18 protein-coding genes are annotated in these 19,294 nt (G+C 60.5%); 12 read left to right on the top strand and 6 right to left on the bottom strand.

What is annotated here, in order from left to right; all coding sequences use genetic code 11:
- The first annotated feature begins 269 nt into the window (after nt 1–269).
- The 7 genes from AS026_RS41985 to AS026_RS09130 all read left to right on the top strand — a co-directional run bounded on the left by AS026_RS41985 (nt 270) and on the right by AS026_RS09130 (nt 7,156).
- Nucleotides 270–407, top strand: coding sequence for a hypothetical protein (locus AS026_RS41985; protein ID WP_160330098.1), 138 nt, complete (start codon nt 270–272; stop codon nt 405–407).
- Between the two features lie 736 nt (nt 408–1,143).
- Nucleotides 1,144–1,809: a GntR family transcriptional regulator gene (locus AS026_RS09155; protein WP_062369474.1), complete on the top strand. Its 666-nt coding sequence runs from the start codon at nt 1,144–1,146 to the stop codon at nt 1,807–1,809.
- Nucleotides 1,810–2,135: 326 nt separating this feature from the next.
- Nucleotides 2,136–3,128, top strand: coding sequence for a biotin synthase BioB (bioB, locus tag AS026_RS09150; RefSeq protein WP_062369473.1), 993 nt, complete (start codon nt 2,136–2,138; stop codon nt 3,126–3,128).
- Nucleotides 3,125–4,270, top strand: coding sequence for an 8-amino-7-oxononanoate synthase (locus AS026_RS09145; protein WP_062369472.1), 1,146 nt, complete (start codon nt 3,125–3,127; stop codon nt 4,268–4,270). Before bioB ends, AS026_RS09145 begins: the two co-directional genes overlap by 4 nt.
- The gene (bioD, locus tag AS026_RS09140) at nt 4,267–4,905 is read left to right on the top strand and encodes a dethiobiotin synthase (RefSeq protein WP_062369471.1); all 639 of its coding nucleotides are present in this window, start codon (nt 4,267–4,269) and stop codon (nt 4,903–4,905) included. Before AS026_RS09145 ends, bioD begins: the two co-directional genes overlap by 4 nt.
- Nucleotides 4,902–6,170: an adenosylmethionine--8-amino-7-oxononanoate transaminase gene (locus tag AS026_RS09135; protein WP_062369470.1), complete on the top strand. Its 1,269-nt coding sequence runs from the start codon at nt 4,902–4,904 to the stop codon at nt 6,168–6,170. The genes bioD and AS026_RS09135 overlap by 4 nt, the downstream gene beginning before the upstream one ends.
- Nucleotides 6,167–7,156, top strand: a complete 990-nt coding sequence (locus tag AS026_RS09130) for a beta-ketoacyl-ACP synthase III (RefSeq protein ID WP_062369469.1) — start codon at nt 6,167–6,169, stop codon at nt 7,154–7,156. The genes AS026_RS09135 and AS026_RS09130 overlap by 4 nt, the downstream gene beginning before the upstream one ends.
- A gap of 43 nt (nt 7,157–7,199) precedes the next feature.
- Here AS026_RS09130 and AS026_RS09125 read toward each other — a convergent pair whose 3' ends face one another.
- Complete coding sequence (locus AS026_RS09125; protein WP_062369468.1) at nt 7,200–7,631, bottom strand: Lrp/AsnC family transcriptional regulator; 432 nt, start codon at nt 7,629–7,631, stop codon at nt 7,200–7,202.
- A gap of 130 nt (nt 7,632–7,761) precedes the next feature.
- Here AS026_RS09125 and AS026_RS09120 point away from each other — a divergent pair, with 130 nt between their 5' ends.
- Complete coding sequence (locus AS026_RS09120; RefSeq protein WP_062369467.1) at nt 7,762–8,865, top strand: saccharopine dehydrogenase family protein; 1,104 nt, start codon at nt 7,762–7,764, stop codon at nt 8,863–8,865.
- Between the two features lie 112 nt (nt 8,866–8,977).
- Here the strand turns inward: AS026_RS09120 and AS026_RS09115 are convergent, their stop codons facing one another.
- The 3 genes from AS026_RS09115 to hglS are packed head-to-tail and all read right to left on the bottom strand — an operon-like array spanning nt 8,978 to nt 13,199.
- Nucleotides 8,978–10,210 carry a pyridoxal phosphate-dependent aminotransferase gene (locus AS026_RS09115; protein ID WP_062369466.1) on the bottom strand — a complete coding sequence of 411 codons (1,233 nt, stop codon included), beginning with the start codon at nt 10,208–10,210 and terminating at the stop codon, nt 8,978–8,980.
- Nucleotides 10,211–10,218: 8 nt separating this feature from the next.
- Nucleotides 10,219–11,751, bottom strand: coding sequence for an L-piperidine-6-carboxylate dehydrogenase (amaB, locus tag AS026_RS09110; protein WP_062369465.1), 1,533 nt, complete (start codon nt 11,749–11,751; stop codon nt 10,219–10,221).
- 47 nt (nt 11,752–11,798) lie between these two features.
- Nucleotides 11,799–13,199, bottom strand: a complete 1,401-nt coding sequence (hglS, locus tag AS026_RS09105) for a 2-oxoadipate dioxygenase/decarboxylase HglS (protein ID WP_062369464.1) — start codon at nt 13,197–13,199, stop codon at nt 11,799–11,801.
- A 106-nt stretch (nt 13,200–13,305) separates the two neighbouring features.
- Between hglS and AS026_RS09100 the strand changes: the two genes are divergently transcribed.
- A complete protein-coding gene (locus AS026_RS09100; RefSeq protein WP_062369463.1) occupies nt 13,306–14,220 on the top strand; it encodes a LysR family transcriptional regulator in 915 nt (304 codons plus the stop codon).
- Nucleotides 14,217–14,777 carry a recombination regulator RecX gene (gene recX / locus AS026_RS09095; RefSeq protein WP_062369462.1) on the top strand — a complete coding sequence of 187 codons (561 nt, stop codon included), beginning with the start codon at nt 14,217–14,219 and terminating at the stop codon, nt 14,775–14,777. Before AS026_RS09100 ends, recX begins: the two co-directional genes overlap by 4 nt.
- 40 nt (nt 14,778–14,817) lie before the next feature.
- Here the strand turns inward: recX and AS026_RS09090 are convergent, their stop codons facing one another.
- Together AS026_RS09090 and AS026_RS09085 are read right to left on the bottom strand one after the other, a co-directional pair.
- Entirely contained in the window at nt 14,818–15,807 is a 990-nt protein-coding gene (locus AS026_RS09090) for a LacI family DNA-binding transcriptional regulator (RefSeq protein WP_062369461.1), read from the bottom strand.
- Between the two features lie 17 nt (nt 15,808–15,824).
- The gene (locus AS026_RS09085; protein WP_062369460.1) at nt 15,825–16,832 is read right to left on the bottom strand and encodes a Gfo/Idh/MocA family protein; all 1,008 of its coding nucleotides are present in this window, start codon (nt 16,830–16,832) and stop codon (nt 15,825–15,827) included.
- 196 nt (nt 16,833–17,028) lie between these two features.
- Between AS026_RS09085 and AS026_RS09080 the strand changes: the two genes are divergently transcribed.
- Together AS026_RS09080 and AS026_RS09075 are read left to right on the top strand one after the other, a co-directional pair.
- Nucleotides 17,029–18,321, top strand: coding sequence for an ABC transporter substrate-binding protein (locus AS026_RS09080; protein ID WP_062369459.1), 1,293 nt, complete (start codon nt 17,029–17,031; stop codon nt 18,319–18,321).
- Nucleotides 18,322–18,405: 84 nt separating this feature from the next.
- Entirely contained in the window at nt 18,406–19,293 is an 888-nt protein-coding gene (locus AS026_RS09075; RefSeq protein ID WP_062369458.1) for a carbohydrate ABC transporter permease, read from the top strand.
- The last annotated feature ends 1 nt before the right edge of the window (nt 19,294 follow it).

The following is a 19,294-nucleotide window of genomic DNA, read 5'->3' as shown; positions in this document are numbered from 1 at the left end:
CCTCATGCCCCCAGCAAAGCCCTGCGACAACGCCCAACGAACCCTTTCAAACTGAGACTTCCCCTCGCGCTGGTGGATAGCGGCACGACAAGTCATCTCACTCATTGTTCCCCGCGGGGAACCCCGCTTGAACAGGGACTCTCCGAGGCTGGCAGCGGCCGATGGTCAGGGCACCTCCTGATGCCGCACCGACGATCTTCCGGCCAATGCGAGCGCGAGACAGGCAGGCAGCGCCGAAAGACTTGGCAAGTCGAGTCGCAGATCCCTTCATGTCCGACCCAGCCCTGGGACACCGGTCAATCATCCTGCATGCACCGACCACCGTCACCGAAGGCGCCGACCGTATTGCCGCCAGCCACCCGAAAAGCCCCCTCATGCTTGCCCGGCGCTCGAACGCCTGTGGGTAACGCCGTCGCCTTCACGCCTCGCCCGCGCAGCCGCGAAGGGCGACGCCTGCACATAAGCGGCAGCAGCTGCAACACCCACGACGCGCAAATCACAGTATCGACATGACCACAGAAGGTCAGCCCGCCAGGTCGCGGCGCTCAGATGACGCAGGCCCGCGCCCCGCTCATCGGCAAGAAAATCTCCGCAAACGCAATGGTGAAGCCAGCATCCTACGCACGAGCGCGCCATCTGGCGTCCCCAAGCCTTTCTCTCCACGACCGAATGCTATCGCCGCCCGGCACGGCCCGCCGACGAAGCGTGGTGTACGCCGACGACAGGCAAAGGCCGCAAAGCTTGCGCCGGCGGCTGTTACCGCCAACGACGAGGAAACCTTCAACGCGCCGTGCGGAACGGATCCTGACGACAGCGTCCAACCGTCACACAGCGATCCGACAAGGATCCCTTCGGCCGTCCGGCGCGCCCCTGCATCCAGCACAATCATTGCAAGATGGCGTTCGACGAATAAGAGATTGTCCCGCTTCCATGGTCCGACAACGTCCGCAGGGATGACACCACCTTGATGTCGAATGGATAGACAATCAGGGCCCGGCATTGCCGATCTTCGTGCCGGAACTTTGCAACCATTGCCGCATGGCGTCATAACCGCCAGGAACCGCTGCAGGGTCAACCTACAAATCCACAGCCGTCGGTGATACGCACCTCGACAGCATCGAGCGCAGGAACTATCTCTAAAATATGACTATTCATAACGACGACACGATAGCCGGCCGCATAAGTCGCGCGCTCGCGGAGCGCATCGTGACGGGCGCCTTGCCGCCCGGCTCGAAACTGAAGCAGGACCACATAGCCGAGGAATTCGGATCCTCGCACGTTCCCGTGCGCGAGGCCCTGCGCCGTCTGGAGGCGCAAGGCCTTGCCGTCAGCGAACCGCGCCGCGGCGTCCGTGTTGCCTCCTTCGATCTAAAGGAGGTGCAGGAGGTCGCCAAGATGCGCGCCGCCCTCGAGGGCCTTGCACTGCGCCACTCGGCAGAGCACCTGACGCCTTCGCGTCTCGACCAGGCCGAACAGGCAACGATCGACGGTGACAATGCGCGCGACGTTCGCACCTGGGAAGAGGCCAATCGCAGGTTCCACAAACTCATCCTCGAACCCTGCGAAATGCCGCGTCTGCTTTCTGCCATTGACGACCTGCATGCGGCGAGCGCTCGATTCTTGTTCGCCACCTGGCTCACCGACTGGGAACCGCGAATCGATACGGACCACCGCAGCATTCTCGCATTCCTTCGCGCCGGCAAGGTCGAGAATGCCGTGACCGCGCTGGAGCGGCATGTGCAATGGATAGGCGGCCCGTCGCGGCGAATGCAGCATGCCGTTCGCGAGCGATTTGCAATCGTCGGCTAGCCTTTGTTGCGACTTGCTCCACGCGCGGTTCCTGCTCGGCGGTAGCCTGCGCTCGAGCTCGGGCAATAGCGACGCGCATCGGCCGAGCGATCGCAATCCCTGCTGCACGCTGGAATGCAGCCTGATTTCTGAGAGTGGCATCGAAAACGCGAAGCCTGTCAGCGGATCAGACGCTAGCCGATGCCGGAGCACCAGAGCCGGATCGCTAATTTTCCTCAGGCGAACAAACTGAAAAACGCACTTGCCTAACGCAGCATGAAATTATTATAGATAATTTTGATTTCTATCTACGACTCGACATCCCGCAGCGCAAAGGTTTAAGTCAAATGCAGCCACATACCGACTGTCCAACCGCGAAGAGCGGTAACAGGGAGCCACTAACCGCATCGGACGCCACATTTATCTATAATTTGCCTTTCAGCGACCTTCTCTTTCGCGCCCACGGCATCCATCGAGCCAATTTTGATCCCAATGCCGTACAGATGAGCCGCCTCCTGTCCGTCAAGACCGGCGGATGCGCCGAAGACTGTGGCTATTGCAGCCAGTCGGCCCATTATCCGACCGGCCTCAAGGCCTCAAAACTGATGGAGGTCGACCGCGTACTTTCCGAAGCGCGAAAGGCGAGGGAAGGGGGTGCAACGCGCTATTGCATGGGCGCCGCCTGGCGCAGCCCCAAGGACCGGGACATGGATTCGATCGTCGCGATGGTCGAGGGCGTGCGGGCGCTCGGGATGGAGACCTGCATGACGCTCGGCATGCTGACGCCGCAGCAATCGGAAAGGCTCGCGGATGCCGGCCTCGACTATTACAATCACAATATCGATACCTCGGAGCGCTTCTATAGCGAGATCATCACAAGCCGGACCTTTGCAGATCGCCTTGATACCCTTGCCAATGTCCGCCAGGCCGGCATCAAGGTCTGCGCCGGCGGCATTCTCGGAATGGGTGAGACGGCAGAAGATCGGATCTCGATGCTTGTCACACTTGCCAATCTTCCGGCGCCGCCGGAGAGCGTCCCGATCAATATGCTGATCCCGATCCCCGGTTCAAAGCTCGCCAATGCAAAGCCGATCGATCCAATCGAGTTCGTTCGGACGGTTGCACTGGCACGCATCCTGATGCCTGCTTCCCACGTTCGCCTGTCTGCGGGACGGACGGATATGTCGGACGAGATGCAGGCGCTCTGTTTCTTTGCGGGCGCCAATTCCATCTTTGTGGGCGAAACCCTGCTGACAGCGGACAATCCCGGCGAGGATCATGACGCGGCTCTCTTTCGCCGACTTGGATTGAAGGCCGAACAGCTGGAACGGGCAGAGTGAGTGCCGGGGGCCTTGCAGTCTATGAGCGCAAGCTCGCTGGCCTTGATCGCAAGGGACGGAGCCGCAGCCTTGTCGCCGCTTCCGGCGCGGACTTCGCCTCGAACGACTACCTTGGTCTTGCGCAATCGCAGCGGCTAGGAGATGCGCTTCGGTCTGCATTGGACCGCGGCGTGGCAGTGGGGGCCGGGGGTTCGCGCCTGCTACGCGGCAATCATCCCGAGCATGAGGCGCTGGAGCGGGAGGCTGCCGCGTATTTCGGGGCAGCACGGGCGCTCTACTTCGCCAACGGTTATGCTGCCAATGTGGCGTTGTTCTCAACCTTGCCGCAGCACCAGGACATCATCGTTCATGATGCGCTCATCCACGCCAGCGCTCATGAAGGGATTTCTGCCAGCCGAGCGGCATCGATCGCGACCTCACACAACGATGTCAACGCCGTCGCCGACGCCATCCAATCATGGCGCAAAGCCGGCGGCACCGGCCGACCCTGGATCGCTGTCGAAAGTCTCTACTCGATGGACGGGGATCGCGCGCCGCTTGGCGAGTTGGCCGAACTTGCCAGCCAGCATGATGGTTTCCTCGTCATCGATGAGGCACATGCGACGGGGGTCTTCGGAAAGGGAGGACGCGGCCTGGCGGAGCAGATCGGGCATCCAGAAAACTGCATAACGCTGCACACCTGCGGCAAGGCGCTTGGTGCGTCGGGCGCGCTTGTTCTTGCACCGGCGGTCCTCTGCGATTTCCTCGTCAATCGCGCCCGGAACTTCATCTATTCAACGGCACCATCCCCGCTGATGGCTGCGACAGTTCGGGAGGCATTGAGGATCCTCGACGATGAACCGGAGCGACGCGACAAGCTCGCCGGACTTGTCTTTCTTGCCAATCGCGAGATGGAAAGGACGATCGGGATGCGATCCAGCGGCTCACAGATCCAACCAATTCTTGTCGGCGACAATCGTCGCGCGGTGCGGATCGCCGAAGGCTTGCGGGCCGAGGGTTTCGACGTCAGACCCATCCGCCCACCAACCGTGGCGGAGGGCACGGCGCGATTGCGCATCTCCATCACCCTCAACGTCGAACCGGAGACAATTTCGCGGCTGTTCGAGAGGCTGGCCGTTGTCATGCGAAAGGAGCAGCAATGACGTCGCGCTTCGTCGTCACCGGCACTGACACCGGCATCGGCAAGACTGTTTTCGCCGCCGCATTGACCTGCGCACTAAAAGGGCACTACTGGAAACCTGTCCAGTCGGGGCTGGACGAGGAGACCGACGCAGAAACGGTCGCCCGACTGGGCAATGTTCCGGCCGAACGGATTCTCCCCGAGGCCTACCGGCTAAAGACACCAGCATCCCCCCACCACGCAGCAGCGCTTGATCACGTGACGATCGAACCCGGCGCGCTTGAACTGCCGGCGCTCCCGCATTCGCTTGTCATTGAGGGCGCTGGTGGTGTTCTCGTTCCACTGACATCAGGAATCCTGTTTGCCGATATCTTCGCTCGCTGGCAGGCACCCGTCATCCTGTGCGCCAGAACCTCGCTCGGCACCATCAACCATACGCTGTTATCCGTGGAAGCGCTGCAGCGCCGATGTGTGCCCATCTTCGGCATTGCCTTTATGGGCACGGAAAACGCCGAAACCCAGAGGATCATCATCCACATGAGTGGTGCTCGGGAATTGGGACGGCTGGAGCCGATCAACCCGCTTACCCACGACGGCCTGATGGCAGCCTTTCATCGCGGCTTCGACGTGTCGGTCTTTCGGAGTTCAAAGTCATGACGCGCTCCCCTGTATGGCATCCATTCACGCAGCACGGCCTCGAGCCGCCGATGAAAAAGGTCATAGAGACCGAGGGAGCCTATCTGATCGACGAAGCCGGCAATCGCATTCTTGATGCGATCTCCTCATGGTGGGTCGTCACCCACGGGCATCGGCATCCGACGATCATGGAGGCGATCCGCCGTGCGACCGACAGTTATGACCAGGTCATCTTCGCCGAATACACGCATGCCCCTGCCGAAGAACTCGCCCGTGGTCTGATCAAGGTAAGTCCGGCCGGGCTTGAGCACGTCTTCTATTCGGACAGCGGGTCGACGGCGGTCGAGGTTGCGTTGAAGATGGCGCTTGGCTTCTTCCACAACACCGGCAGGCGCCGCGATCGGATCGTCGTCATGGAGCACGGTTATCATGGCGACACGATCGGAACGATGTCCGTCGGCGAAAGGGGCGTCTTCAATGCCGCCTACGAGCCCCTGCTGTTTGGCGTCGATCGACTTGCCTTTCCGGAGCCCGGTTCGGAGCAACAGACGCTTGATGCCTTTCACCGCCTTTGTCGCTCCGGAAAGGTCGCGGCTTTGTTGATTGAGCCACTGATACTTGGCGCCGGTGGCATGAAGATGTTCGAGCCATCCTTGCTCGGCAGGCTCAGCGAGATCGCCCGCTCCCACGATGTGCTTTTCATCGCAGACGAAGTGATGACCGGCTGGGGCAGGACAGGCACCCTGTTTGCCTGCGATCAGGCAGGTATTTGTCCGGATATTCTCTGCACATCAAAAGGACTGACCGGGGGTGCCATGCCGCTCGCTGCCACACTTTGCACAAGCGAGATCTTTGACGCGCATGTTTCCACCGACCGCCGCAAGACCTTCTTCCATTCGAGTTCCTACACTGCCAACCCGATTGCATGCGCGGCAGCGGTCGCCAACCTGGAGATCTGGGCGAACGAGCCGGTTCAGGCGCGCATAGATCGCCTCGCTGCCCTGCAGGAGAAAGCGCTGCGACGCTTTGCCAATGATCGGCGCTTCATGAACGTCCGCCAGACCGGCACCATTGCGGCGCTGGACATGGCTGTCCGCTCGGAAGGATATTTAGCCGACATAGGACCGCACTTGCGCAGCTTCTTCCGCGACCGCCACCTGCTCATCCGCCCACTTGGAAACGTCATCTACCTCATGCCACCTTATTGCGTGTCCGAAGCCGAAATCGATCGCCTTTATGACGCCATAGACGAGGCAGCGGACGAACTGATCGGAACGGCAGCATGACGAAGGTCCGCTCCGCGCGCATCGCAGGCTTTGGGCACGGTGTTCCCCGTCGCTGTGTCGAAAACGCCGAAATCGAGCAATCCCTCGGGCTCGAAACCGGCTGGATCGAGCGTCGCACCGGGATCCGCACCCGATACTGGGCAGAAGAGGGCGACACCCTCAGCGGCCTCGCCACCGAAGCCGGAGCCATGGCCCTCGACAATGCCGGGATCGATCGATCCGAGGTCGGCCTGATGCTCCTGGCAACCTCCACGCCGGATCAGCTGCTGCCACCGACGGCGCCACTCGTGGCACACAGGCTTGGACTAGAGCACTGTGGCGCGATCGACCTGGCCGGCGCCTGCTCCGGCTTTCTTTATGCCCTGACACTCGCGGACGCTTTCGTTCGCACCCAGGGGAGGCCGGTTCTTGTCGTTGCCGCCAATATTCTCAGTCGCCGCATCAATCCGGCCGAGCGAGCCAGTTGCGTATTGTTTGCTGACGCGGCGGGCGCAGTCGTTTTGACGCCCTCCAGCGATCCTGCCGTCGGAATTCTCGGCACTGAACTCTGCTCCGAGGGCAGCGGCTATGACCTGATCTCGATTGCCGCCGGCGGCAGCAACAAGCCCTTCGCGCCGGGGCGCGCCGCCACGGACTATCTGATGACGATGCGGGACGGGCGTGAGGTGTTCTCCCGGGCAGTCGAGATGATGAGCACCGCCTCGCAGCGGACGCTCGACATGGCTGCCGTGGATGCTGCGGCGATCACCCGATTTGTGCCGCACCAGGCCAATGTCCGGATATTCCAGGCAGTTGCGACCAATCTCGGGATCGGGGCCGATAGGACCGTCTGCTCGCTGGACCGGTTCGGAAACTCTTCCGCCGCAACGATCCCGCTCACCTTGTCGCTGGATGCAGCCGCGCGGCCTCTCAGGGAGGGTGAAACCCTTCTTCTTGCAGCAGCCGGCGCTGGTCTCACCGGGGCGGCCGTCGTCTATCGCGCCTAGCGCGTCCGGCAATCCAATTCCTGCGCGCGAGATGCAGGTGCCTCTAGCGGTTGATGCGCGTCGACAGGATGATCGAAGAGAGCGTTTTTTCGACGCCGTCAATATCGCCAATCTTGTCGATGGCGGTATCGAGCTCGCTGATCGATCCGGCGGCAACGATTGCGATCATGTCGAAACTGCCGCTGACCGAATAGACCGAGCGGACGTCCGCAATTGCCTGCAGCTCCTGCGTCACGCGTCCGAGCGCCTTGGCCGCAAGGGTGATCAGCACGTGGGCCTTGATCTGACCGCTCTCGAAGTTATCCGATAGCCGCACGCCATAGCCTGCTATGACGCCGTCGCGCTCCAGGCGCTCGATCTTGGCCTGCACTGTTGTGCGCGACAGCCCGAGCTTGCGGGCCAGCATCGCGGTCGGCATCCGGGCGTTTTCGCTGAGAATCGACAGAAGCTGCCGATCCTTGTCACTCATCGTCATATTGATCAATCCTGGCGGCAATATGCCAAAGAATTCCAGTCGATTTTATCATTCTCGCGCTGTGAATCAACCAAACCGACAGGAATAAAGGGGGCATAAAGATTTCTCGAACCAATATGAGGGAACGCATATGAAAAACATTGTCGTCATCGGCGCTGGCAAGATCGGCTCGACGATCGCCCGTCTTCTCATCCATTCCGGCGACTACCACGTCACGCTTGCCGACCGCAGCAAGCAACAGCTGGATCACATGGAGGCCAACGCCGCGCTCAGCCTGGCGGAAGTGGACATTGCCGACCACGCAGCCTTGGTCAAACTCCTTTCCGGCAAGTTTGCCGTGCTGAGCGCCGCCCCGTTCCATCTGACGATTGCCATCGCCGAGGCTGCGGCCGAGGCCGGCGTGCACTACCTCGATCTGACCGAAGACGTCGAATCCACCCGCCGCGTCAAGGCCATTGCCGCCGGTGCATCCACCGCGTTCATACCGCAATGCGGCCTGGCACCGGGCTTCATCTCGATCGTCGCCAACGATCTTGCGAGCCGCTTCGACAAGCTCGACAGTGTTCGCATGCGCGTCGGCGCCTTGCCGCAGTATCCCTCGAATGCCTTGAACTACAACCTGACCTGGAGCACCGACGGCGTCATCAACGAGTACATCGAGCCCTGCGAGGCGATCGTCGACGGCCAGCTCATCGAAGTGCCGGCTCTGGAAGAGCGGGAAGAGTTCTCCCTCGACGGCGTGACCTATGAGGCCTTCAATACCTCCGGCGGTCTCGGCACACTGTGTGAGACGCTGAAGGGCAAGGTTCGCACGCTGAACTATCGTACGATCCGCTATCCCGGCCACGCCGCGATCATGAAGGCACTGCTGAGCGACCTCGGCCTGCGTCATCGCCGCGAAGTTCTCAAGGACATCCTCGAGCACGCCTTGCCGTCCACGATGCAGGACGTCGTCATCGTCTTCGTCACTGTGTCCGGTTGGAAGAACGGCCGTCTCGTGCAGGAAACCTATGCCAACAAGGTCTACAGCGCTGTTGTCGCCGGCCGCATGATGAGTGCGATCCAGATCACCACCGCCTGCAGCATCTGCGCAGTGCTCGACATGCTGGCCAAGGGTGAGTTGCCTGGCAAGGGTTTCATCCGCCAGGAAGATATTGGTCTCGACGCATTCCTCGACAGCCGCTTCGGCCACCACTATGCGCAGAAGGCGTACGGCGAAAAGATCGCCGGCTGATCGTCCGATCAAAATGGACAGGAAAAAGCGCCCGGAGATGATCCGGGCGCTTTTGCGTTGTTGTCTGCCTGGCAACGAAAGCCAAACTCAATTCCCTTTGCCTTGTGGCGAATCAGCCGAGCCGCCTGCAAGCCGCTGCGATTCGCTCCAGGGCTTCCTTCAGGTCCGCTTCCGCTGAAGCGTAGGAGATCCTGAAGTACGGCGACAGGCCGAAGGCCGAGCCCGGAACGACAGCGACATTCGCCTCCTCGAGCAGATAGGCGCAAAACTCGCCGTCCGACGTGATCTTGCGGCCGCCTGGGGCAGTCCGGCCGAGAATGCCGCCACATCCGGAGAAGGTGTAAAAGGCGCCCTCGGGAACGCGGCAATCGAGACCATCAATTGCGTTCAGACCGGAAACGACGAGATCGCGGCGCCGCTTGAAGCTCTGCGTTCGCTCGGCAAGAAAATCCTGCGGCCCGTTGAGTGCGGCAACGGCGGCAGCCTGGCTGATCGAAGATGGGCAGGACGTTGCCTGGCTCTGCACCACGGCCATAGCCTTGATAAGCGCCTTCGGGCCACCTGCATAGCCGATACGCCACCCGGTCATGGCATAGGCCTTGGAGACGCCGTTGATCGTCAGCGTGCGCTCACGCAGGCGCGGCTCCAGCTGCAACGGCGTGACGAACCGAAAATCGTCATAGACGATGTGCTCATACATATCGTCGACCATCAACCAGACATGCGGATGCCTGAGCAGTACATCCAGCAACGGGCGATAGTCCTCGGCGCTATAGGCCGCACCGGACGGATTGGACGGCGAATTCAGCAGCAGCCAACGCGTCCGCGGCGTGATCGCCGCTTCGAGTTTTTCAGCGCTCAGCCGGAAGCCGCTCTGCGCATCGCATGGGACAAGCACCGGCTTGCCTTCGCAGATCTGAACGATATCGGAATAGGACGTCCAGTAGGGCGTGGGAATGATAATCTCGTCGCCGGGATCGACGGTTGCCATCATCGCGTTGAAGAGGATCTGCTTGGCGCCGGTGGCAACGGTTATCTCGCCAACCTCGAAGGAAACGTCGTTCTCGCGCTGAAACTTGGTGCGGATTGCTTCCTTCAACGCCGGCGTGCCGTCGAGCGCCGTGTATTTTGTGTCGCCGCGCTGCATTGCGTCCCATGCCGCCTGCTTGACATGGTCTGGCGTTTCAAAATCAGGCTCACCGGCTCCAAGGATGATGACCGGCTTGCCGTCCCGTTTCATGGCAGCGGCGCGCGCCCCGATCTGCAGGATCTCCGAGACGCCTATGGCAGAGATCCTCGAGGCGGGACGAAAGCCCGCCTCTTCAATCTTCACATCGATCGTCATGGCAACACCTATTCGATCTCGAAGGAAACGCCCTGCGCCAGCGGCAGAGCCTTCGAATAGTTGATCGTGTTGGTTGCACGGCGCATGTAGGCCTTCCACGCATCCGATCCCGACTCGCGGCCACCACCGGTCTCCTTCTCGCCACCGAATGCGCCACCGATTTCAGCGCCTGATGTTCCGATGTTGACGTTTGCAATACCGCAATCGGATCCATCGGCTGACAGGAAGCGCTCCGCTTCACGCAGGTCCAGCGTGAAGATCGACGAGGAAAGCCCAGCGCCGACGGCATTGTGGTCTTCGATGACCCTGTCGAAGTCGGAGTATTTCATCACGTAGAGGATCGGCGCGAAGGTCTCTTCCAGCACCGGTCCGACCTGCGACGGCATTTCCACCAGCGCCGGCTTGACGTAATAGGCCTTGTCGTGGGGCATCGCGACACGCTCACCGCCGTTGACCGTGCCACCATGGGCTTTCGCCTCGCCGATCGCCTTCTGCATATTGTCGAAGGCAAGCTTGTCGATCAGGGGACCGACCGGGGCCGTGCTTTCGAGCGGATTGCCGACAGAGACATTGGCATAGGCCTTTTTCAGGCGCGGTACGAGTTGATCATAAACACTCTCGTGGACGAACAGGCGGCGAAGTGTCGTGCAGCGCTGGCCGGCCGTGCCCATTGCCCCGAAGGCAATTGCGCGCAGCGCCATGTCGAGATCGGCAGACGGGCAGACAATGCCGGCATTGTTGCCGCCGAGTTCCAGGATCGAACGGGCAAAGCGGCGAGCAAGTCGAGGACCGACTTCCCGTCCCATGCGCGTGGAACCCGTCGCCGAAACCACCGGCACCTTCGGGTGGTCGACCAGGACCTCGCCGATCGCACGGTCGCCGATCAGCACTTCGCTCAGACCTTCTGGCGCATCACCGAAGCGGGCAATGGCGCGCTGCAGGATGGCTTGCGAGGCAAGTGCGGTCAGCGGCGTCTTTTCGGAAGGCTTCCAGACGACCGCGTTGCCGCAGACCAGCGCCAGAGCCGCGTTCCAGGCCCAGACTGCGACAGGAAAGTTGAAGGCAGAGATGACACCGACAACACCGAGGGGATGCCAGGTTTCCATCATTCGATGCCCCGGCCGTTCGGTTGCGATTGTCAGACCGTAGAGCTGGCGGGATAGACCGACCGCGAAATCGCAGATGTCGATCATCTCCTGGACTTCACCAAGGCCTTCGGACGGAATCTTCCCGGCTTCGATCGAGACCAGCCGGCCAAGCTCCGTCTTGACGGCACGCAGCTCCTCGCCGAGGAGGCGGACAAGCTCACCGCGCTTGGGCGCCGGGACAAGGCGCCAGCTCTGGAATGCACGCGCAGCCTTGTCTATCTTGGCAGCCGCCGCTTCCCGGCTGTCTGTCTTCAGGGCCGCCAGCTGCTCGCCCGTGACCGGGCTGTAGGAGGCCAGGTCGCCGCCGGTGTAAAGCGCCTTGTCGACGCCGATCTTGTCGAGAAGCGCGACGGCTTCATGGGTCACATTCACTGTTCTTGCTGCGATGGTCATTTGGGAACTCTTTGATGTTTTGAGGGGTGTCGGTTCGGTCTGCTGCCCTACTCGGCCGCCTGCGCTGAAGTCAGAAGGGCCCGGCATTCGGCGATTGATTGCGCTTCGATGTCGGCGTAGTGATCGAATTCGTTGAGAACCGGGGCACCGAGATCCCGCTCGAAGCGCTGCTGATTGGGGCTTGCAGTGAACTCCTGCGCGGCCTCGTCCCCGAGGTTGGACTGGAAGATGCCCGCCGCGCTGACGGGCAGAAAGTCTTCGTAAACAATCGGGTCGAAGCAGATGAGGCCTTCCGCCACAAGTTGATCGACACTGGCATCAGCCGAGGCGATCGCGCTTTGGCCCTTCGGCGTGAGCGAGTAGCTGAAGTAGCCAAGACCCTGGTTGCGAATTTCGGCAAAGCTGTCGGGGAAAGGCGCGAAAGCCTCGGCGAGTGCTATTTCGTAAGCGGCCGCGTTCGAGCCGTCGGCCGCCGGGCGCACGACCTTGCGCGAATCCGCCAGGAGCTTGTCGTAGAGGGCGCGGCCCTTCGGCGTGAGGGCGATGCCGCGGCTCTCAATCTCCCCAAAACGCGCGGTATGCGTGCCCTGCTGCCAGTTTCCGCCAGCATCCTTGAAAGAGACGGCTTCCTCGAGTGCCTTGAACGACGTCTGCCGCAGCAGGATCGCGCAACGACGGCTCGGTGGACCTTCGACCACTGCCTTCGGCGCAATTCCATATTCCGGCATCAGCCGCTGCACCTCGTCGATATCGAGCGTACGCGGGGTCAGGTGATTGATATGCGGACCCTTGAAGGAAACGACGTCGGCTATCAGCCGGTGCGCATCATGCAAGCGCTTGTACATGGCGAGATCAACATTCGCCTGATGATGCCAGCGGAAAGTCTCCAGCACTTCCGCAACGAAGCGCTTGGCATCGTCGTCGTCGAGACCGCCTTCGCGCTCGGCCCTCTCGGTCAGTTCGATGGCGCCAGCAGTGAAGATCTGACGCTCCTTAAGGATCGCCTCGGCTTCGGCGCGCAATTCTTCGTCGGCAATCAGATCGAGGCGCAGCAGCGAGGTGAAGACACGGAAAGGGTTGCGCTTCAGCGCTACATCGCCGACCGGGCGGAAAGCGGTGGAATGGACCGGTACGCCAGCCTCGCTGAGATCGTAATAGCCGACCGGGAACATGCCCATGACGGCAAAGACGCGTCTCATCATCGCAAGTTCTGCAGCGGTTCCGAGGCGGATGGCGCCGTGGCGCTCTTCGGAAACACGTTCGAGGGAATCCGTTTGTTCCAACCTTTGCTTAAGGGCTGGATCGGCGGCAAGCGTGGCCGCATTCACTCTTGCAACAATGTCCATCAGCGTGCCGTAAGCGGGTACCTCGGTGCGATACATGGCCGACATTGCCGCAGAGAATGCAGAACGGATGCTGCAGGAGGAGACGAAACTTCTGGTCAACATATTTTATCTCACGCGCCAGTTGGAAGAGTTCATTCTGGATTGCGATCATATCGCGCGTAGAGTAGATGAATAACGATAAATGAAGCTTAGATGATGCGGTTTCGGAATGACCTTGCCTCGGAAGCTGACGCCCGACCTGACAACGCTGCAATCATTTGAATCTGCCGCTCGCCACGGCAATTTCACGCGCGCCGCTCTTGAACTTCATCTGACGCAGAGCGCCATCAGCCGCCAGATCAAGGACCTGGAAACCCAGTTGGGGGTCCTTCTCTTCGAACGTGTCCGCCAGCGGGCGATCCTGTCGGAAGCCGGCAAACGGCTGCTGCCTGAGGCAAGGCGGCTCCTCCATCAGACAGAAGAGATGATGATCCGTGCAGCATCGGGCGCCGATGCGACTGCAACGCTTTCGATTGCGACCTTGCCGACGTTCGGCAGTCGTTGGCTGACGCCTCGACTGCCAGACTTCCTTTCTGCCCATCCCGGCTCGCTCGTTGACATAGCATCGCGCTCGGAACCTTTCGATTTCGATCAGGAAAGCTTCGATCTCGCCATTCACTACGGCCAGCCGATCTGGGCGCGGGCGACCTGCACCTTCCTTTGCGACGAGAAGATCGTTCCCGTTGCCAGCCCGACCCTTTTACAAGCGGATCCAGTCAGAACCCCGGCCGACCTCATGCGCGGACCCCTGCTGCATCTGGCCACACGCCCGCGGCTCTGGCGCCAATGGTTCGAACTCTGCAACGTCGACGCAGATCCTTCTTATCGCGGCAATCGCTTCGACCAGTTTTCGATGATCATCGAGGCGGCAACGATGGCGATGGGGTTTGCGCTTCTACCGCTCTATCTGATCGAGCAAGAGTTGAGCGCTGGAAGGCTGCAGATCGTCTTTGACCGGCCGATGTCGACGGAAAACAGCTATTATGTCGTCATGCCAGACGGTAAACGCGAACACGCCCTCGGCGTTGCGTTCACGACCTGGCTTCTCTCGCAGGTAAGCAACAGGGGCGCGACTGAATCGTGAGCGACGATGAAGCACGCCCCGACGTTCCGAGTGCGCGGATGCTGAGCTGGGCCCGAAACTCGACCATCTATCGGCTTGAGCGGCGAATGATGACCGAAAGACAGCTGTTCGATGCCATCATCAGGAAGACGAAACAGAAATTCGAGAACATCACCGAGATGCAGCTCAGGGCGGTTGCGGATTCAGCCGTTGCGTTCGCCCATGAGAACGGCGGCTTGAACGACACCACCTATGCGGAGGTCAGCACACGCTCCGCCGTTCGCAGCGGCAGGTCGAAGCGGCGTATCGCTCAGACCCTTTCACAAAAGGGCGTCGATCGAGAAATCATCACGGCCGCGCTTGATGAGGCCGATGAATTGCTGGCAGCAGTGGTCTTTGCGCGCAAGCGCGCCTTCGGACCATTTCGTCGTGGCGACGCGGATCGGGAGCGCAGCGCCAGGGAAATGGCGGCGTTTGGGCGCAATGGCTTCAGCTTCGAAACCGGCAAGACAGTGCTCAGTATGAGCCATGAAGAGGCAGAAGACCTTGTGATCGCGAGATCCCGTCAGGCCCGGTAGGCTTCAATCTCGTCTTTCGGCCACCCGCGCGCAGGGCGCTTCACGCCGTCGAACCCCAGCGAGCGGTGCAGGTGAGGGTGATGCTGTGGGGGCCCTCGAGTTCGGCATCGTGGCGCTCGATAAGGTCTACAACCGCATCGATGAAGGCGACATGGTCGAGACTTAGCGTCGTCAAGTCATTGCAGTCCCACGCCGCCATGGCGATGCCGTCCTGACCGACGATGGCGATATCATCCGGTGTGCTCTTGCCAAGCACACGGCGGGCGGCATCGCGAGCACCAATCGCCATAACGTCATTGCCGCAGATGATTGCGTCCACCTTGGAGCGGTGAAGAAGCAGCACCGCTTCCTTGAAACCGGAATCGTAGCTGTAGTCGCCGAAGGCTTCCGCGTGAAGGGTCAGCCCGCGCTTGGTAAGCGCATCAACAAACCATTTGCGGCGGAGCTTGTCGATCCAGCTCGATTTCGTACCCGAGAGATAGGCGAACCGCTTCTTGCCGTCGGCCACGATCTTGTCGATGATCTCGTCGGCGGCCACCGATCCGTCGATCCGGACGCTTGAGACTTTTTCGTTCTCGAGCGGCTCGAAGGAAACCATGATCGGCTTCGTGGTGTGGAAGATGTCAACTGCGTCCTGCATCGACACCATGTCGGAGAAGACGACGACGTGATCCACCTGATAGGTGGAGGCGAGCCGCATGAGTTGCAGCCTGTCGTCGTGGTCGGCACAGCACAGGATGATCGGTAGAAGCTGGCGGTCCTGCAGACGATGAACGAGAAGCTGCTGCTCCTCGGCTTCACACGGATTTCCGATCGCGTTGACCACCAGTGCCACCAGCCGTGAACGCTGATTGTTGAGCGAGCGGGCGATTGCATTCGGCTGGTAGCCATACTCGCGAGCGACCGCCAGGATGCGGTCACGGGTCGCGTTTCCGATCCTGGAATCGGGAGAAAAAGCGCGCGAGATCGTGGCGGAGGATACCCCGGCGAGCTTCGCCAGTTCCCTCGAGGTGATCCGCCGCTTGTTCATTGAGACATTCCACACGCCTATGGCGCGGCTATCCTGACAGGTGTCCCGTCTGCCGCGGCCGATTCCTTGATTGCATCCCAGAGCCTCGCGAATCGCAGGCCCATCTCGACGGAGCCAGTATTTTCCATCGTCCCTTCGCGAATGGCGAGGAAGTTTTTCATCGGATTGCCAAGAATTTCCGCTTCCTCGCGCGGCCCACTGGTTCGCCCGTGGGTGATCTCGCGCCATCCGCCCCAGGCGTCGATGCGAACAATCGCCTTCGAATAGAAGAAGGTGATGTGGGAGGCGCAGCCAGGAGGACCTTCTCCGGCCGCCGTCAGAGTGGCCAGCGCACCATTCTTGAGGCGCGCCGAAACCGCTGTCGCGATGTCGACCTCCTTGCCACGATTGTTCATGTAGGCCGAGACGCTCTCGAAATCGGAATTGGCGAGGAGGCAAACGGTGTTCATCATGTGCGCGCCAGTGTCGAACATGAAGCCGCCGCCCGAGATCTTCGGCTGCTGCTTCCAATGGCCCTCATAGTTGTCGGACCAGCTTTCCCAGATCATTCCCGATATCGCGATCAGATCGCCGAATTCGCCGGCAATCGCCCGTTTGCGGGTATCGATCACCAGGGGCGAAAGCCCCCCCTGAAACGCTGTTACGATCGTTACTCCGCTTTTCTTCTGGGCCGCAATCAGTCGCTCAGCTTCTGCAACCGTTGTTACCATCGGCTTTTCAAGGAAGAGGTCGAGCCCGGCTTGCGCGACAGCCGTTGCCTGCTCGCCGTGAAATGCATGCGGCGTGGAAACGTAGATGATGTCCAGCTCGTCCCGGCAGGAAGCCAGCATCTCGCGATAATCCTCGAAACTCTCAGGCGTCGATGCCCCAGCGGCAATGCAGACGTCAATCAGACGCTGGCGGGAGGAAGGGACCGTATCGGCAAGCGCAACAAATTCGATCTCGGACATGCGCGCCCAGCTCGCCGCGTACTCAGCCGCTTTCAGGCCTGCGCCGATGACGCCAAGCCGCAATTTCCGTGACATGAAGACCCTCCCAAGTTCAGTGTGTATACGGTTACACAAACCAAACATTGAAACAAGGCTTATTAAATCATGTTGATTCAATATCTTAACTTCAATGGCCGAAGCTACGCAAAAACCGTCTTGCCAGCGATGGGAATGCGTGTACATTTTCGCAGTGGTGCTGGAGGGCGCCGCGTACCAAAAGGGAGGACTTCCGTTGAAGAAGACGGTCATTGGTGGCCTGTGCGCCATTCTGCTCAGCGCCGTTTCGACGCTGGCACATGCCGAAACAATCCGAATTGCCAATCACGGTCAGGCTGGCATCGACGCCATGAAGTCGACGGTCGAGCAGATCGAGAAGAAGTATGGCGTCACCGTCGAGGTCATCGAATACCCGGCCCCTGACAAGGACTACCTGACGAAGCTTTTGACCGAACTTGGCGCCGGCAACGCGCCGGATCTCTTCTCCATCCCGACGACGGCCGCCGTTGCCGATATGGTCGCGGCTGGCTACCTGGCGCCGGTGACCAAGGAAATCAAGGCCTGGGACGGCTATGCTAATTTCTACGACGTCGCCAAGAAGCTGGCAGTCAGCCCGGATGGCGAAACCTACGTGATGCCATTCATGCTTGGCATCCAGGAAATCTACTATCGCAAGGATGTTCTTGACAAAGCCGGCATTTCGACGGAACAGCCGAAGAGCTGGAAGGACCTTCTCGATCGCGCAGCTGAAATCAAGAAGAAGACTGGCGCATACGGCCTGCTCTTTCCGGCTGGCGTGTCCTGGGGAAGTGGTGCGTTCGACGAGGGTTTCCAGCACCTCATCGTCGGCTCAAAGACGCCGCAGCTCGTCGATGCCGATGGCAAGCTCGACCTGAACGGCGAGGGCGTCAAGGATGTCTTTAACGTCTACAAGCAACTGATCGACAATGACCTGATGCCGACGCAGCCGCTGCTTGGACCGGAGCCCTGGGTCGTGCCGAAGTACCAGATGTTCCCGGCCGGCAAACTTGCTGCAACGACCTGTGGTTCCTGGTGCTACATCTTCGACTGGGGTCGCGAAAGCAAGAACCCGATTCCCGAGGTCACAAAGGTTGTCGGAACCTGGACGGTCCCGGGACAAACGAGCGGCCAGTATGTTCTTGCCAACCTCGCAGCTCCATGGGCGGTCAACGCCAAGTCGGCCAATGTAGAACTTGCGAAGAAGGCGCTGATGGATATCGGTTCGGTCGAGACGCAGGTTTCCTATGCCGCCCGCATCGGTAACATCCCGTCCAGCAAGGATGCAGCCAAGAATGCCGACTTCCAGAAGCTGACCGAGCTTGTTGCGATCCACGCCGCAGCGGAAAATGGCACTTTCCTCAAACAGGCTTCCGGCTTCGGCACGGTTTCCGAAGGTGTCGCGCGCGCCACCGAAGCGCTGCTGCGCAAGGAAACCGACGCTGCCGGTGCCCAGAAGATCCTTGTCGACTACGTCAAGGAAACGCTGGGAGACGATGCGGTAAAGTAAGTAGGAACGTACCGACCGATATGACGGAGACGCGGGCCTGCCCGCGTCTCCAAACTTCCTTTCGAACGAGCTATCGAGCTTTCCATGGCCAGAAACGCCCACGAAAAGCGCGCCGAACGGCAGCTTCTTCTGATCCTGTTGCCGTCACTTGCGCTGCTTCTGGCCTTCGTGATCTATCCCGCGCTTTACTCCGTCTACCTGAGCTTCACCAATGAAGCCTTGACGGGTGCCGCCGCGCTGCGGCCGCGCTTTGTCGGCATTCGCAATTATACGAGGCTGTTCAACGACGCGAAATTCTGGAACGCCCTCATTGTCACCTTCTTGTTTGTCGTCGGCTCGGCGGTGATCGGCCAGTTCGTGCTCGGTCTGGTTTCGGCGATGGCGCTTCGTCGCCGCATCCATTTTCGGCGGCTCTTCTCCTCGATCATTCTTCTGCCCAATGCTGCGCCCGAGGTGGTTGCCGGCTTCATGTGGATCTCCATGCTGGCAGGAGGAGAGCAGGCAACGCTCAGTCGGATCGTCAGCTTCTTCGGTGTGACACCGGCCGACTGGCTGCAGGTTTTTCCGCTTTCGATGGTCATCGTCGTCAACACCTGGCGGGGGATTGCCACGGCGATGATCCTTTTAACCGCTGGTCTCAGCACCATCCCTCACGAGATTTACGAAGCTGCCAGGATGGATGGCGCAACCCCTTGGCAGATGTTTCGCCGCATCACGCTGCCTCTGATGATGCCGACAATCCTGCTCTACATGCTGATTTCGGCCGTTTCGACCATCGCGGTCTTCGGTCTCGTCTATGCGCTGACCCGTGGCGGTCCGGGCGGAGCGACGGAGCTGATCAGCATCTACATCTACAACCAGTCCTTCACGGCGTTCCAGCTCGGCTATGGCGCGGCGGTGGCCGTCGTCGCACTGCTGATCTCTTTGGTCCTTGGCATCGGCTATGTCAGGGCCATGAAGGTTGAGGTTTGAC

The organism is Rhizobium altiplani, assembly GCF_001542405.1.
Classification (GTDB): Bacteria; Pseudomonadota; Alphaproteobacteria; order Rhizobiales; family Rhizobiaceae; genus Rhizobium; species Rhizobium altiplani.
Note: the sequence above shows the minus strand (reverse complement) of the source record. Positions and strands in the feature narration are given on the sequence as shown.